This is a genomic window from Flavobacterium sp. (assembly GCF_013822155.1).
Lineage (GTDB): Bacteria > Bacteroidota > Bacteroidia > Flavobacteriales > Flavobacteriaceae > Flavobacterium.
The window spans coordinates 25,281-39,688 of the sequence record NZ_PNJW01000025.1; the positions used below are offsets into that span (position 1 = coordinate 25,281).

At 32.0% G+C, this 14,408-nt stretch carries 16 protein-coding genes; 4 read left to right on the forward strand and 12 right to left on the reverse strand.

Annotation, left to right across the window (positions count from 1 at the left end; all coding sequences use genetic code 11):
- Position 1: 1 nt before the first annotated feature.
- From C0512_RS07995 to mraZ, 5 genes are read right to left on the reverse strand one after another with little or no spacing between them, the layout of a single operon-like run.
- A complete protein-coding gene (locus C0512_RS07995; RefSeq protein ID WP_290860367.1) occupies positions 2–1,465 on the reverse strand; it encodes a UDP-N-acetylmuramoyl-L-alanyl-D-glutamate--2,6-diaminopimelate ligase in 1,464 nt (487 codons plus the stop codon).
- On the reverse strand, positions 1,462–3,456 hold the full coding sequence (locus C0512_RS08000) for a penicillin-binding protein (protein ID WP_290860369.1): 1,995 nt from the start codon (positions 3,454–3,456) through the stop codon (positions 1,462–1,464). Before C0512_RS08000 ends, C0512_RS07995 begins: the two co-directional genes overlap by 4 nt.
- Positions 3,447–3,794 (reverse strand): FtsL-like putative cell division protein, encoded by a 348-nt coding sequence (locus C0512_RS08005; RefSeq protein ID WP_290860371.1) that lies wholly within the window; start codon positions 3,792–3,794, stop codon positions 3,447–3,449. Before C0512_RS08005 ends, C0512_RS08000 begins: the two co-directional genes overlap by 10 nt.
- Positions 3,795–4,703, reverse strand: a complete 909-nt coding sequence (gene rsmH / locus C0512_RS08010; protein WP_290860373.1) for a 16S rRNA (cytosine(1402)-N(4))-methyltransferase RsmH — start codon at positions 4,701–4,703, stop codon at positions 3,795–3,797.
- Positions 4,678–5,151: a division/cell wall cluster transcriptional repressor MraZ gene (gene mraZ / locus C0512_RS08015; protein ID WP_290860375.1), complete on the reverse strand. Its 474-nt coding sequence runs from the start codon at positions 5,149–5,151 to the stop codon at positions 4,678–4,680. The genes rsmH and mraZ overlap by 26 nt, the downstream gene beginning before the upstream one ends.
- Before the next feature lie 397 nt (positions 5,152–5,548).
- Between mraZ and C0512_RS08020 the strand changes: the two genes are divergently transcribed.
- Together C0512_RS08020 and yihA are read left to right on the forward strand one after the other, a co-directional pair.
- Positions 5,549–6,313, forward strand: a complete 765-nt coding sequence (locus tag C0512_RS08020; RefSeq protein ID WP_290860377.1) for an alpha/beta hydrolase — start codon at positions 5,549–5,551, stop codon at positions 6,311–6,313.
- Between the two features lie 38 nt (positions 6,314–6,351).
- A complete protein-coding gene (gene yihA / locus C0512_RS08025; protein ID WP_290860379.1) occupies positions 6,352–6,969 on the forward strand; it encodes a ribosome biogenesis GTP-binding protein YihA/YsxC in 618 nt (205 codons plus the stop codon).
- Between the two features lie 48 nt (positions 6,970–7,017).
- Here the strand turns inward: yihA and C0512_RS08030 are convergent, their stop codons facing one another.
- The 3 genes from C0512_RS08030 to gldB are packed head-to-tail and all read right to left on the reverse strand — an operon-like array spanning position 7,018 to position 8,925.
- Entirely contained in the window at positions 7,018–7,596 is a 579-nt protein-coding gene (locus tag C0512_RS08030; RefSeq protein ID WP_290860381.1) for a hypothetical protein, read from the reverse strand.
- Positions 7,597–7,636: 40 nt separating this feature from the next.
- Positions 7,637–7,969 carry a gliding motility protein GldC gene (gldC, locus tag C0512_RS08035; protein ID WP_290860383.1) on the reverse strand — a complete coding sequence of 111 codons (333 nt, stop codon included), beginning with the start codon at positions 7,967–7,969 and terminating at the stop codon, positions 7,637–7,639.
- Positions 7,969–8,925, reverse strand: a complete 957-nt coding sequence (gene gldB / locus C0512_RS08040) for a gliding motility lipoprotein GldB (RefSeq protein ID WP_290860384.1) — start codon at positions 8,923–8,925, stop codon at positions 7,969–7,971. The genes gldC and gldB overlap by 1 nt, the downstream gene beginning before the upstream one ends.
- 118 nt (positions 8,926–9,043) lie before the next feature.
- Between gldB and nadE the strand changes: the two genes are divergently transcribed.
- Together nadE and C0512_RS08050 are read left to right on the forward strand one after the other, a co-directional pair.
- Positions 9,044–9,859 carry an NAD(+) synthase gene (nadE, locus tag C0512_RS08045; protein WP_290860386.1) on the forward strand — a complete coding sequence of 272 codons (816 nt, stop codon included), beginning with the start codon at positions 9,044–9,046 and terminating at the stop codon, positions 9,857–9,859.
- 110 nt (positions 9,860–9,969) lie between these two features.
- Positions 9,970–10,599 (forward strand): response regulator transcription factor, encoded by a 630-nt coding sequence (locus tag C0512_RS08050; protein WP_290860388.1) that lies wholly within the window; start codon positions 9,970–9,972, stop codon positions 10,597–10,599.
- Positions 10,600–10,736: 137 nt separating this feature from the next.
- Here C0512_RS08050 and C0512_RS08055 read toward each other — a convergent pair whose 3' ends face one another.
- The 4 genes from C0512_RS08055 to C0512_RS08070 form a co-directional block, all read right to left on the reverse strand.
- Positions 10,737–11,282: a hypothetical protein gene (locus C0512_RS08055; RefSeq protein ID WP_290860390.1), complete on the reverse strand. Its 546-nt coding sequence runs from the start codon at positions 11,280–11,282 to the stop codon at positions 10,737–10,739.
- Between the two features lie 144 nt (positions 11,283–11,426).
- On the reverse strand, positions 11,427–11,651 hold the full coding sequence (locus tag C0512_RS08060) for a hypothetical protein (RefSeq protein WP_290860391.1): 225 nt from the start codon (positions 11,649–11,651) through the stop codon (positions 11,427–11,429).
- Between the two features lie 137 nt (positions 11,652–11,788).
- On the reverse strand, positions 11,789–12,409 hold the full coding sequence (locus C0512_RS08065; protein WP_290860393.1) for a hypothetical protein: 621 nt from the start codon (positions 12,407–12,409) through the stop codon (positions 11,789–11,791).
- 67 nt (positions 12,410–12,476) lie between these two features.
- Positions 12,477–14,381, reverse strand: a complete 1,905-nt coding sequence (locus tag C0512_RS08070; protein WP_290860395.1) for an AHH domain-containing protein — start codon at positions 14,379–14,381, stop codon at positions 12,477–12,479.
- Between the last annotated feature and the right edge of the window lie 27 nt (positions 14,382–14,408).

A 14,408-nucleotide genomic window follows, 5' to 3' on the forward strand; every position in this document is an offset into this window, starting at 1 on the left:
TCTATTTGTTTTGTTCGTCTAACAATTCTTTTACGGTTTCCATATCGTCAAAATGATGACGCACTCCTTTTATTTCCTGATACGTTTCATGTCCTTTTCCGGCAATTAAGATAATGTCGTTAGGTTGAGCCAATTGACAAGCAGTTTTAATCGCTTGTTTTCTATCTAAAATTGAAAGTGTTTTGCGGTGATTTTGAGGTTCCACCCCTTTTTCCATTTCCAATAAAATTACTGTTGGATCTTCACTTCTTGGATTATCGGAAGTAAGGATAACTTTATCGCTCAAAGAAGTGGCAATGTTTGCCATAATCGGACGTTTAGTTTTATCTCTATCGCCTCCGCAACCAACTATTGTGATTAATTGTTCATTTTTGGTTCGAATATCATTGATTGTTCCTAAAACATTTTCTAATGCATCAGGGGTATGAGCATAGTCAACAATAGCTGTAATTTTATTATCTGAAACTATAAATTGAAATCGCCCGGAGACACTTTCCAACTCTGATAATAATCGTAAAACCTCCAAGCTATCAAGACCTAATTCAACTGCAGTTCCGTAGATAGCCAATAAATTATAGGCATTAAAAGTTCCTATTAACTTGACCCAAACTTCATTCCCGTTTATTTTTAACAATAATCCACTAAGTTGATTTTCTAAAATTGTTGCCTTGTAATCAGCATATGATTTTAAAGCGTAAGTGAGTTTTTTTGCTTTTGTGTTCTGTAACATTAAAGTGCCGTTCTTGTCATCAGAATTAGACAAGGCAAAAGCAGTTTTTGGTAAAAAATCAAAAAAAGACTTTTTCACATCACGATATTCAGCAAAAGAGCTATGATAATCTAAATGATCATGCGAAAGATTAGTAAAAATACCTCCGGCAAAATATAGAGCTTCAGTACGTTTTTGATGTATGCCATGTGAACTCACTTCCATGAAACAATATTCAACTCCTATTTGGTTCATTTCATTCAAATAATGATTGATAGTCAATGAATCCGGGGTAGTATGTGTAGCAGGATACTCAGTTTCATCCACTAAAATCTTTACTGTTGAAAGCAAGCCTACTTTAAAACCGGCTTTTTTAAATAATTGATATAATAAAGAGGCAATAGTTGTTTTTCCATTTGTTCCGGTAATACCAACTAATTTTAAATTTTGTGATGGATTATCATAAAAATTAGCCGCTAAAAAAGCAAGTGCTAAATTGGTATCTTTTACCAGAATATAAGTTACTCCATTAACAATAAGTTCAGGAAAAGTATCACACACAATTACGGAGGCTCCTTGATTCAATGCTTTTTCAATAAAATCATGTCCGTTCGATATTGTCCCTCTAATAGCCACAAAGACATCATTTAATTCCACTTTTCTGGAATCAAATTCAATTTTATTGATAGTAGCTTCCGTTGAACCTTTCACTGCTTCAATGTTAACTTTATATAATATGTCTTTTAGTGTGATCACGATAATTCTAAAATAATTGTTGTATTATTTAATAAGGGTTGCCCGGGTTGTATGGATTGTCTTTTTACTTTTCCTATTCCGATAACTTTTACTTTTACTTTTAAATTTTCCAAAAGTGCAACAGCATCCATTCCCGGCATTCCATGAACATTAGGAATAGTTTGCATATTTTTTGAAGAATTTGTAAAATAAGTTTCGTAATTTTTATCCTGAACCAGATTACTTTTCTCTAAGTTTTTGATTTCATTGGTGGAAGGCACATCCGTATAAACTTTTTGAGCAATTCTTTTAAATACCGGCCCAGAAACATCAGCTCCATAATAACCTTTTGATGTACTTGGTTTATGCACCACTACAATGCAAGAATATTTTGGATTATCTGCCGGAAAATAACCTACGAAAGAAGATGCATAATATAAGTTTGCCTTATCCGCATAGCCCACCTGAGCAGTTCCGGTTTTTCCGGCCATTGAAAAATCCTTTGAATATAATTTAGACCCGGTTCCTCTTTTAACTACATTTTCCAAAACAACTTTTACTTTGTCAATTGTTTCTTGTGATGCAATTTTTGGATTGATGACCACTTTATCAAACTTTTTAATGGTTTTATTCCATTCTTTAATTTCTTTGACAAAAAGAGGTTTGACCATTTCACCGTTGTTAGCCACCGCATTATAAAGCGTCAACGTTTGAAGAGGTGTCATGGAAACTCCGTATCCGTAAGCCATCCAAGGCAAGGTTGTACCATACCAATTTTTTGCTCCCGGTTGAGGAATTATAGGCTTTCCTTCTCCTTTGATTTGAAGTCCCAATGGCTGATTTAATTTCATTCTATTGATATGGTCTACATATTTTTTGGGATTATTTTTATAATTATCATAAACCGCTTGTACCATAATCGTGTTTGAGGAAACTTCGAAACCACGAGCTAATGTAATTTTACCGTATCCGCCTTTTTTAGAATCACGTACACGACGATTATAATAAGTAATTTCACCGCCTTTTGAATCATAAACCGTGTTAGTGTCGGCCAATTTATCCTCAAAAAGAGCCAATAAATCCACTAATTTAAAAGTTGAACCCGGTTCATGCGATTCGGCAACAGCGTAATTTACAGTTTCCGTGTATTGTCCTTCTTGATTTCTTCCTAAGTTGGAAATTGCTTTTACTTCACCGGTTTTGGTTTCCATTACAACAACACAACCATGATCAGCTTCATAGTACTCTAATTGTTTTAATAAAGCATGGTGGGCAATATCCTGAATATAAACATCCAAAGTCGAAATAATATCATAACCATCTTGTGGTTCTACTTCATTTTCATCACGAATAGGCTTCCACTGACCTTTGGCCATTTTTTGCATCAACCGCTTACCGTCTTTCCCTGTCAAATAATCTTTAAAAGCCCATTCAATTCCTTTTCCATCCGGTTTTCCATCCGGTTTAATTCTTTCGTAACCAATAGTTCTCTCTGCTACTAACCCTATTGGATGCTCACGAATGGTTCTTTGTTCTGTAATAATTCCACCTTTATAAGCTCCTTTGTTAAATAATGGAAAGCTTTTTATCTTCATGTATTGCGTATAACTTAAATTTCGGGCAACCAAATAATACCTGTTTTTATCCGCTCTGGCTCTCAATAATTCTGTTTTATAAAATTGGGTTGGTTTCCCTAAAAGTTTAGCTAAAGAATCACAAAGCGGTTGCAAATTTTTATCAAAATCTACTTTATTTGGAGCGATTGCATCAAATCGAACTTTGTAATTTGGAATAGAAGTTGCCAACAAACTACCATCTGAAGAGTATATATTTCCTTTATTAGCCGGGATAACAAAATTTTTAACACTTCTTTCTTTCGCTAATTGTCGATAATATTCTCCTTCTACCCATTGGATATTAGTTAATTTAACAGTAATAGCGATTGCCAACATTAAAATAACAAATGCTACTAAATAAATTCTGTAAGAGATATGTTTATCTTCTACTGCCATATTTTTTCTGTCAAGGTTTTCTCTTTGGGTTTAGCTACTTTTATTTTTGTTGGAGGCACTGTGGAGGGAAAAATTCCTTTTTCTTCCATTTTTTTGGATATGGTGCTTTCCATTTTTAATTTCATTAATTCAGATCGGCGGTCAACGAACTCGGAACGCAATTCCTTCACTTCCTTATTCATTTCAACAATTCGAAATATTTTTTTTTCATACCAATGAATGTTGGCAATCATAATCATGGCTAAAGCAATTAGAAAAACAATGAATTTCCAGTTTTTAGCTGCATCTTCATTGATTAGAAATTTTGCTTTTAGTATGTCATAAATTCCGGCTTTCATTTACTTTTTTTCAGCTATTCGCAACTTTGCACTTCGGGCTCTGTTATTGATTTTTATTTCTTTGTTATCAGGCACTATTAATTTTCCAATGGACTTAAAGGGAACTGAAAAATTTCCAAAAAAATCACGTTCCGGCTCTCCTTCAAAAAGACCATTTTTCATAAATCGTTTCACCAATCTGTCTTCTAACGAATGGTATGAAATAACACTCAATCTCCCTTCCGGCTTCAAAACATCTAATGCTTGAACTAAAAACTCTTTCAACACTTCCATTTCCTGATTCACTTCGATACGGATTGCCTGATAAATTTGTGCTAATATTTTATGACTTTTATGAGCCGGTAAAAACCTTGACAATACTTGTTTAAGCTGTTCCGTATTCTTTATGGGAGAATCTTTTCTGGCATTTACGATGGTATTTGCAATCGCTCCGGCATTAGACAATTCTCCAAACTCAGTAAATATTTTTTTTAATCGAACTTCTTCATATTCATTGACAACTGTAAATGCATTTAAGCTATCTTTTTGATTCATTCGCATATCGAGTTCAGCGTCAAATCGAGTTGAAAAACCACGCTCAGCTACATCAAATTGATGAGAAGAAACACCTAAATCTGCTAAAATTCCATCCACTTCTTTCACACCGTAAAAACGCAAGAACCGCTTAATATTCCTGAAATTCTCATTAATCAATTTGAAACGTTCATCCGGCAAAGCATTGGCTAACGCATCTTCATCCTGATCGAAGGCAAACAGTTTTCCATTAGGCCCAAGATGCTTTAAAATTTCTTTAGAATGCCCTCCGCCTCCAAAAGTCACATCGACATAAACACCATCATGCTTAATATTCAACCCCTCTACGGATGCTTGTAACAGAACCGGATTATGATATTCCATTGTCATCGTCATTTACATTCCCCATAACATCTTCAGCCAAATCAGCAAAATCAACAGTTGCATCATCGATTGATTTTTCATATAAATCTTTATCCCAAATCTCCACAATATTTACAGCTGATGACAACACAATATCTTTCGATACAGAAGCGAAAACAACCAAATCTTTAGGAACCAAAAGCCTTCCCAAAGCATCAATTTCAACGATTTTTACTCCAGCAGTAAACCTTCTGATAAAATCATTATTCTTTTTCACAAAACGATTCAGCTTGTTCACTTTATTCATCAAAACATTCCATTCCGCCATGGGATATAATTCTAAACAAGGCTGAAAAACAGAGCGTTTCAATACAAAACCATCTTTCAATGAAGAAGCCAATTGCTTTTTTAAAGGAGCCGGCAAAAGAAGCCTTCCTTTAGCATCAACTTTACATTCATATGTTCCTACAATGGTATTCAACGGGTTACGGTTTTCATGGTTTGATAGCAAATATAAAAAGTTTTTACCACAATTTACCACAAAATACCACTTTGTTAATAAGTTTTACCACTTCGTTATCCCTTACATTTAAAAATCATTTGCTAAATTTTTACATTTTATTTAACAATCCCTTTAGAAATATCAGGTTTGCAATAAAAAAGGTAACGGATTAACAAAATGAACATGCTTATATCCTCTTTTTTAGTAAAGTGGATTGCCATTTTTATTTATTCAAAATTGTTGATAATTAGAATTTTAGAAACTCCTTTTTATTTTTTGGCAGATCAACCTAAATTCCTCGCAAATAAACTTTCGTATACTTCTTTTTTATAGATAAAATCATATATTTGTGAGAAATAGAAAGAGGTCATCTTAAATGGAACAACGTTTTAAAAAAGAGGGAAAGTATACTTATTTTGAATCGGGAGAAGGTATTCCGATAATTGTTTTGCATGGTCTTATGGGAGGATTAAGTAATTTTGGCGGAGTGGCTGATTTTTTTCCGAAACATGGATACAAAGTTGTGATTCCTGAGCTTCCTTTATACACTCAAAACATTTTAAAAACCAATGTAAAAGCCTTTGCAAGATTTGTAAAAGATTTTATCACTTTCAAAGGATTTGACAAAGTCATTTTATTAGGCAATTCCTTGGGTGGACATGTCGCTTTATACCATACAAAAATGTATCCTGAAAAAGTTATCGGCATGGTACTAACAGGAAGTAGCGGTTTATATGAAAGTGCCATGGGTGATACCTATCCAAAACGTGGTGATTATGAATACATTAAACTAAAAACTCAAGGTGTTTTTTATGACCCGGAAATGGCCACAAAAGAGGTAGTTGATGAAGTATTTAATATTGTTAACGACCGTATTAAAGTAATCAAAACACTTACAATTGCTAAAAGTGCTATTCGTCATAATATGGCAAAAGATTTACCTAAAATGACTATTCCAACTTGCCTTATTTGGGGTAAAAATGACAAAGTAACCCCACCGGAAGTTGCAGAAGAATTTCATAAATTACTTCCAAATTCAGATTTATATTGGGTAGACAAATGTGGTCACGCCGCTATGATGGAACATCCAACTGAATTTAACCGGATATTATTAGAATGGTTGCAAAAAACTAAATTTTAAAAAGTCCGAATGGACTTTTTTGTTTTTAAATTAAACCTATGAAAATTACAACAGCCGAATTTATCATCAGTAATTCTGAAGTAAGCAAATGTCCGAAAGACCCGTTACCGGAATATGCTTTTATTGGCCGTTCCAATGTTGGAAAATCATCTTTGATTAACATGCTTACTAATCATAAAAGCTTGGCAAAAACCTCTTCAAAACCAGGAAAAACGCAGCTTATTAATCATTTCAAAATCAATAATAATTGGTTTTTGGTTGATTTACCCGGTTATGGTTATGCTAAAGTTTCCAAAAAATCAAAAGATGTATTTCAGAAATTTGTAACCGATTATTTTGAGAAAAGAGAACAATTGGTTTGTGCTTTTGTACTAATAGACATCCGACTCGAAGCTCAAAAAATCGATTTGGAATTTATCACTTATTTAGGCGTGACGGAAGTTCCTTTTTGCATCATTTTTACCAAAGCAGACAAAGTAGGAAAAACAAGAATTCAATCGCATATCACGGCTTATAGAAAACAAGTTTTAGCCAGTGGCTGGGAAGAAATGCCACAACATTTTGTAACCTCTGCAACTGAAACGACGGGAAAAGAAGAATTACTTTCTTTTATTGACAATATAAATCAAGAAATGTTTAAAAACAATTTGTTATAAAAAAAGGCTAGCAAATGCCAACCTTTTTTTATGAAGAATAAGTATATCTTAATTATGCGTTTTTAATTCTAATTTGAAAAATCCGGCATCTTCCATAATATTTCCAACCTCATCATTCCAAAAAACAAATGATTCATTAGCGGCAGTTGTCGTTGTATATTTAAACACTTTACAATGAAAACTTCCTGCAGGAACAGTCACTAACGAATCAATATCCACCACTTCATGCGTAACTATTGAACCATCAGGTCTTGTAACATTCCATGATTCACCTAATGTTGCATTCTTTTTATAGATTTTTGCAAAATAATCATTATTGTTGTTTGAATCAGTTAACAAAAAGTCACCTTCTTGTTTGTATAAATCAGTGGCAATTGCCCCTGCTACTCCGGAAGGATCAAAAGATTGTCTGGTAACCAAAAAACCATTACCGTTACATTCTCCATAAGCCAAATTAATTGTTCCGGAATCAAATCCAAACTGAGACAAATTATAGGTAAATGTTTTCCCGGGTTGAAGAAAAGGAATAGTAGAAGAACAACTTGAAGTGGAAGAACTATCATCATCACTACAACTTATCATTCCAAACAGCACAAAAGCCATCGCAAATTTTGTAATTTTTTTCATAAATAAATGTTTCATTTTTGTTGAGTGGCAAATCTACTCTTTATTTTTTCAATTCCAATTTTTCAGCAAAATAATCACAAAAATCACGCATTGTATCACCCATTTTATCCTCTCCGGTAGCTTTTTGCAAAGAATCTGCCATTGCCAAAAGTGTATGATGAAAAAAAACTTTCATTTCATCTACAGGCATTTCTTTTGTCCATAAATCGATTCGCAAAGATTCTTTAGATTTAGCATCCCAAACCGATAACATAATCGCTTTTGTTTCTTGGTTTACTACTCCGCCGTCTTTGGCGGTCCAATGCATTTTTTCAGGGATTTTATTATCGTCTAATTCAATATCAAATTTGATTTCGTATTTACTATTTGCCATTATTTTTTTGGTTTATATTTTGAACGTGTGAATATTTCTTTAGCATCCATCGCCATTAAATCCGCTAAAGACACTTCATTATTTTTCATAAAAGAACGCACAATTTGCCATCCAATCCAAACTCCGGTTCTTCCAGGAGATTCATTATCAATTTCGAGATAAAATTTAGAAAAAGGTGCAGGTGCAATAAATCGTTGAATTAATTTACTGTCAGAATCATATAAAAGATTGTCTTCGATAAAATAACGCCAAATTTCATCTTCATTTTCTTCACACCAAATTTGTTGTTCTTTTGAGTAACCCATTTTGACAAAATCTTCAACATTCGGAAGCAATAAATCTTTTAAATATTGCTCTTTCCCAAAATAAATCATTTGAGCTAAAAAGCTTTTATCTCTTGGTTGAGCAATAATACGTGTTGAAAAATCTGAAACAATATCGGGCATAATTTGAGACCGTTCGAATGTTTGCCTGAAATAATCAGGAAATTCATAAAATTTGTGCTCCTTACCCAAATATAAATCCAATGAAATAATTAACAACGAATCGGTATAAATAACTTTGTTTTGATAATCCATTTCAGAAATCACTGTGGTCACTTTTTGAGGTAATTTTTGAGTTGGAAAGTAATATTTTATGTGACGAAAAACATCTTCAATTTCAGTCTGTATCGGTTGAAAGTTTGCGTATTTTTTTTGAACTTCATCATACAACTCACGGTACAACGGATTTTTAATTTTATTAATAAAAACACTGTCCGGATATTGTGTTGGAAAAAAAGCAGCATATTTTTTCCTCATTTGTTGAAAATCGGAAATCGGGGTTTCATAAAATATTTTATCAAAACGTTCAATGGTTAAGCTAAGTGGAATTTCTTCAACCTCTTTTTCAACTTTTGATTTTTTATCACACGAAATGAAGAAAATGAGCAAGGCAATTAAAATATATTTTTTCATTCTATGAGTTGCATTATGATAAGATTAATTCGTCCTGAAAAATCAAATGGTTTTTATTATTTTTACGTACTAATTTTGGTTTGCAAATATACTGCACCAAATGGTATAACTTAAAAATATGACACAAAAAAATATTTCTATTCACGTAGAAAAAGTAAATGAGCACATTGTACATTGGCTAAAAAACTATGCCTTAAACGCAAAAATAAACGGATTTGTTGTGGGAGTTTCCGGCGGAATAGACAGTGCTGTTACTTCCACCCTATGTGCTCAAACCGGATTAAAGACTTTGTGTGTGGAATTACCCATTCATCAAGCTGTCTCACATGTGAGTCGAAAAAAGGAACACATAGCTCAATTAAAAAAGCGTTTTTCAACTGTTGACAGCATTTCTATTGATTTATCAGAAACCTTTGAGCACTTTAAAAAAACGGTTCCTTTTTCAGAAAACGAAGCAAAATTAAATTTGTCGCTTGCCAATACAAGAGCAAGATTACGGATGACAACCCTGTATTATTTAGCAGGTATTCATGGTTTGTTAGTGGCCGGAACCGGAAATAAAGTAGAAGATTTCGGCGTTGGGTTTTACACAAAATACGGTGATGGCGGAGTAGATTTAAGTCCGATTGCAGATTTAATGAAGTCAGAGGTATATGCTTTAGGGCACTATTTAAAAGTTCCGGATTCCATTTTAAATGCTGCTCCAACCGATGGATTATTTGGAGATCACAGAAGTGACGAAGACCAATTAGGAGCCAGTTATGACGAATTAGAACAAGCCATGAATGCTGTTGAAGCAGGAAAAACAGCAACTGATTTTAAAGGAAGAAATTTAGAGGTTTTTAACATCTATAATCGGCTAAATTCAGCTAATAAACACAAAATGAACCCTATACCGGTATGCAAAATTCCCAATGAATTAAGGCAAATCTAAAATTTTTCTTAATTTTTTTTGTCAGAAATACATTCCATTAGAAAAAAATGTAGTATCTTTAACTGCCCTAAATAATTGATAATCATTTTTCAACCAAAATACCACTTATTATGATTAAAGTTTGTTTAGCCGATAACCAACCCGTTGTACATTTCGGGGTGAAATCGTACTTTAAAGACCATGCAGAAATAAGTGTTGTAGGCCACGTTGGTAATTACAACATGATTTTAGACATGCTCAAAATTAAACCTGTCGATATCTTAGTTTTAGACTTAGAGTTAGAGGGTTTAACCAGTATTAATCTGGTCAAATACATTTTAAAAGAATTTCCGAGCACAAAAATTATTATTTTCAGTAATTTATCTGAAAACATTTATGCTCCAAACTCTTTAAAAGCAGGTGTTTCTGCTTATTTACACAAAACATCCAAATTAGAAACCCTTGGCAATGTCATTGTTAAAGTTCATAATGGGGCCATTATATTTAATGATACCATTAAGAAAAACCTGGCTTTAATTGCTAAGCAGAATAAAAGTGAACGGCTGTATCGCAAACTTTCTAACCGCGAAATTGAAGTTCTCCGCTTTTTAAGCGATGGTAAAAAGAATAACGAAATATCTAAAATTTTAGGATTGAATGAAAAAACGATCAGTACCTATAAATTGCGATTGCTCACTAAATTGAATGTGACTAACTTGGTTGACTTAGTTAACAAAGCAAAAACACTGGAGATTGTATAAAAATACTTAAAAAAAAGACCTCAAAAGAGGTCTTTTTTTAGTTATAATCCGATCGCATTCGGTCAATTCTACGGGTAAATTTATATTCTAATCTTGACTAATTTTGAGGAGTTTCGGTATATTAAGTCATCTCTTTTTTAATATATAACTTTAATTCTACTGTCAATTTGCTCAATCTCTTTAAACGCCATCCCGGTAAAGCCTTGTTCTTCAATAGCTTGTTTAAATCTTTCTGAAACAAAATAACCATTCCCTTTTACTGGCATTAATATTAATCTGACTATATCAAAATTTATACTAGAAAAATTTAAAAATAATTTATTAAAAATCAAGGTGTTTCCTTTGTATATTTCTCTATTCCAATCATCTTTATAATCCTTATAACTCAAATACTTTCTTTTTTCTGTTTCCTTAGTTTTATATTTAATTATTTCGAAATCAGATTTACTAAAGTCAATGATTCTCTCTTGACTAGGGCTAGATAAATGAAACAAACAATAATCTTTTAAAATTTCATCCGAATATTGCACATTCAAATCCCATGTTTGAAATTCAGAAACTTTAAACTGTTTAATGAATTGTAAAAATTTTTTATCTATAACCAAGAAAACAGCTTCATTTATTGCAGTAATTGTTAAATAAGTTGTCTTTTTAGCACTTTTTCTTAAGATAGGTTCCGGCAACTGAAAATGTTTTATTATTTCACTATAAAAACCAAACCATATTCTTGAATATCATTAATATTTAGACACTCAATAGACTGAGGATATATACCTGTTTCATTAATATTCAAACCATTATTAGTTAACCAATAATATTTCATTTAATTAATTTATTAGATTTGCTATTTGCCCAAGATTCATATTAGGATTATTTTGTATCAAAGTTTTTAATTCATCTGCAAATTCTTTAAGCTTTTGATATGCTATACTTGGCGTAGGAGATATATTATTTAAATCTGTAAGCTTCTGTCCAACTATAACATTATATACATCATGACCAGTTAAGTGATTAGTAGTTGGTAAGGGCAAACCGTTTATTAAATCATTCATATGCCAAGAATCCCCCGATTTTGCAGCTTTTTGAACAATTGACTATTACAAAACTCCCATGGTGTTAAATGATGTGCATGTTGCCCATTTGATACAAATGAACCCAAGCCTAAAACTTTTCTGGGTTTTGCTTTAAACTAATATATAACCTTTATCCTTTTATCCATTTCTTCTATTTCCTGAAATGCAAAACCAGTAAATCTTTTTTCTTCAATAGAATTTTTTAACCTTTCTGAAACATAATAACCTCCAAATGGAAAATTCCAAATTCTAAACATATCTACTTCTATTTTGCTGAAATCTAAACTTAGTAGTTTGAATTTTAAAAAATCATCATCACTATTCTGAAACTTATTTTGAACAGTTAGATAATTTTCATAATCTTTTATTATAATATCTTCCCCTAAAAATGATTGATCAGTAAATTTACCTTTATAAAACTTTGATTTCTCAAAATCGATAATTTCTTTTTGCAATGGGAAACTTAAAACGAACAAACTATAATCATCATAGTAATCATTTTTATGTTTAACTTTAATCTTCCATGATTCAAACTCTCCGATTTCAAAATTTTTTATGAAATCAATAAAATAATTTTTCAAAATTAAAAATCTATTATTAACAGGGATTACATTTAAAATTGTTGTGGGTTTAGCTTTACTTTGCATAATCGGGATGGGTAAATCAAAAGAAAAATCGATAGAACCTTCCATTGGAAAAATATTACTTTGAATATCACCTATTTTTTCAACTGACACACATTGAAATTGTGTGCCAGTTTCTTGTATATTGAGACTATTGTATTCTAACTTGAAATATTTCATTTTAAGGATAACTAATTAGATTAGAAATTTGACCAAGATTCATATTTTGATTCGCTTGAAATAGTCCTTTAATGTGATTGTTCAAACCTGTTAAAAAATTGTATGCTTGAGTTGGTGACATATTTTCTATTTGTGCACTATTTGCTTGTAAAATACTTTGTATTTTACTATTATACAAATTATGCCCTGTTAAATGATTAGAGGTTGGTAAAGGAAAACCATTTGAAAATTGATTCATATGAAAGGCATTATTTGATTTAGCAGCCTTTTGAACTAAATTGGATTCACTAAAAGCCCAAGGCATAATATGGTGTGCTTGTTTACTCGTATCAGTTATGTTTAAAATTTTTCTTAAGTCAGCTCTTTTTCCAAAATCAATAATACCATTCGCTTTAACTAATAATTTCAATCCGTCTGCTCTTTTAGCAAATTTTATACCGGCAGAAAACCAACCTGCTACTGGAATTGTAGATGCAAAACTAAGAGTTGCATTTACACCGTCACCTTGTATCGAATAGATGACACCATTTGTTAAATCAGCAACCTCACCTATAACTGGGACTAATCCTGCAAAATCTAAAAGTAATTGAACAGTATCAACATAAGCCACAGCAAAAACCTTAACAGTTGACCAACTAGGATTTTCTTGCTTTATTACTGCACAATGGGCAATAAATAATCTTGCAAAGTTTATAGCATTGTTTGGGTCAATATATGATAGTAATGAATAGTCATCTACATAACTAAAAAAATCAGAATCAAGTGGTTGGCTAAAATAATTGTTTTCATGTGCATAAATAGTTGATTTAGCTGTTTCATATAATAATGATTGATCTTCAATTTGTGTTTTTAAATCATAAATTATTAATGCTAATTCACGAGCAAACTCCAAATCAGCATTCTCTGAATTCACATAATCTTTAATTAAATTTTTAATTTCTTCAGAAGCTCCCATAGGATAAGGGTTTTTTAACCAATAATATAAATCATCACCTGCAACTAGGAAAGAATTAAGGAAATTATCAAACATAAATCCTTCGTATTCTTCATATTCCAATGGTTTTGGTACTACTACAATCGAATTGGATTCAAATCCTGTTGTATAAACACCACTTGAACTACTACCAGGACCACCTCCAGAACCTGAACTAGAACTTCCATTGTTTGATCCTGTGCCAGATGAACCAGTTTGTGAAGATGAGCCTCCTCCAGGTCCTCCTGAACCGGAACAGACTGTCGTCACAATCCAAGTACAAATCGAGCAACCACAATATTCCGGTCCATCAGGTGAACAAGGACAAAATGCTAAATTAAAACAATCTGAACTAACTACTAAGCTACCAACAGGTCCGTTACTATCTGGAATTGATGAATTAACAATTGTTCCGTTTTCATAAACTGTCATGGATTTTAACGTATAATCGAGTTCGTAATTTTCAACAACTCCACTGTAGGTTTTTAAATCAAATTTCACATCTTTATTAGTAGGCAACCATCTATAAATTAGTGTCTTTAGACTATCTCCTTTTTCAACTATATGCAAATTTTCAAAATAATAAGGACTGTTATTCTCAATTTCGTTTTTTATAACAATTGAATAACTAACATATCCTTCATTTGGCGTATAAACTAGTATTTTATCTAAGTCTAGAATCAAATGGGAATAAGATTCCTCCCTAGAGGTTGCTCTTGCAAATTTATTTTTTGATTTATTTTTCTTGGCAAAAGTTTCGACAACAGGTTTTAAATAAGGAACTTTTTCTAATGAAACTGTTTCTAATTTATAATTATGTACATGGGACTCTACGTTATTTATAACTTCGTGATTTAAACAACCTGTGAATAATAAAGCTATTAATATCAAGTGAACGAACATTAATGTTCTAAATATTATACATTTTTTCATAAAATAAAATTAAAAGTTAAAACTAAT

Coding starts and splice junctions, on each gene's coding strand:
- rsmH (WP_290860373.1), bottom strand. CDS start 4,703: ATGACGATGACAATGGAATATCATAATCCGGTTCTGTTACAAGCATCC.
- gldB (WP_290860384.1), bottom strand. CDS start 8,925: ATGAAAAAATATATTTTAATTGCCTTGCTCATTTTCTTCATTTCGTGT.
- C0512_RS08030 (WP_290860381.1), bottom strand. CDS start 7,596: ATGAAAAAAATTACAAAATTTGCGATGGCTTTTGTGCTGTTTGGAATG.
- C0512_RS08060 (WP_290860391.1), bottom strand. CDS start 11,651: ATGAATGATTTAATAAACGGTTTGCCCTTACCAACTACTAATCACTTA.
- yihA (WP_290860379.1), top strand. CDS start 6,352: ATGAAAATTACAACAGCCGAATTTATCATCAGTAATTCTGAAGTAAGC.
- C0512_RS08050 (WP_290860388.1), top strand. CDS start 9,970: ATGATTAAAGTTTGTTTAGCCGATAACCAACCCGTTGTACATTTCGGG.
- gldC (WP_290860383.1), bottom strand. CDS start 7,969: ATGGCAAATAGTAAATACGAAATCAAATTTGATATTGAATTAGACGAT.
- C0512_RS08070 (WP_290860395.1), bottom strand. CDS start 14,381: ATGAAAAAATGTATAATATTTAGAACATTAATGTTCGTTCACTTGATA.
- C0512_RS08020 (WP_290860377.1), top strand. CDS start 5,549: ATGGAACAACGTTTTAAAAAAGAGGGAAAGTATACTTATTTTGAATCG.
- C0512_RS08000 (WP_290860369.1), bottom strand. CDS start 3,456: ATGGCAGTAGAAGATAAACATATCTCTTACAGAATTTATTTAGTAGCA.
- C0512_RS08005 (WP_290860371.1), bottom strand. CDS start 3,794: ATGAAAGCCGGAATTTATGACATACTAAAAGCAAAATTTCTAATCAAT.
- nadE (WP_290860386.1), top strand. CDS start 9,044: ATGACACAAAAAAATATTTCTATTCACGTAGAAAAAGTAAATGAGCAC.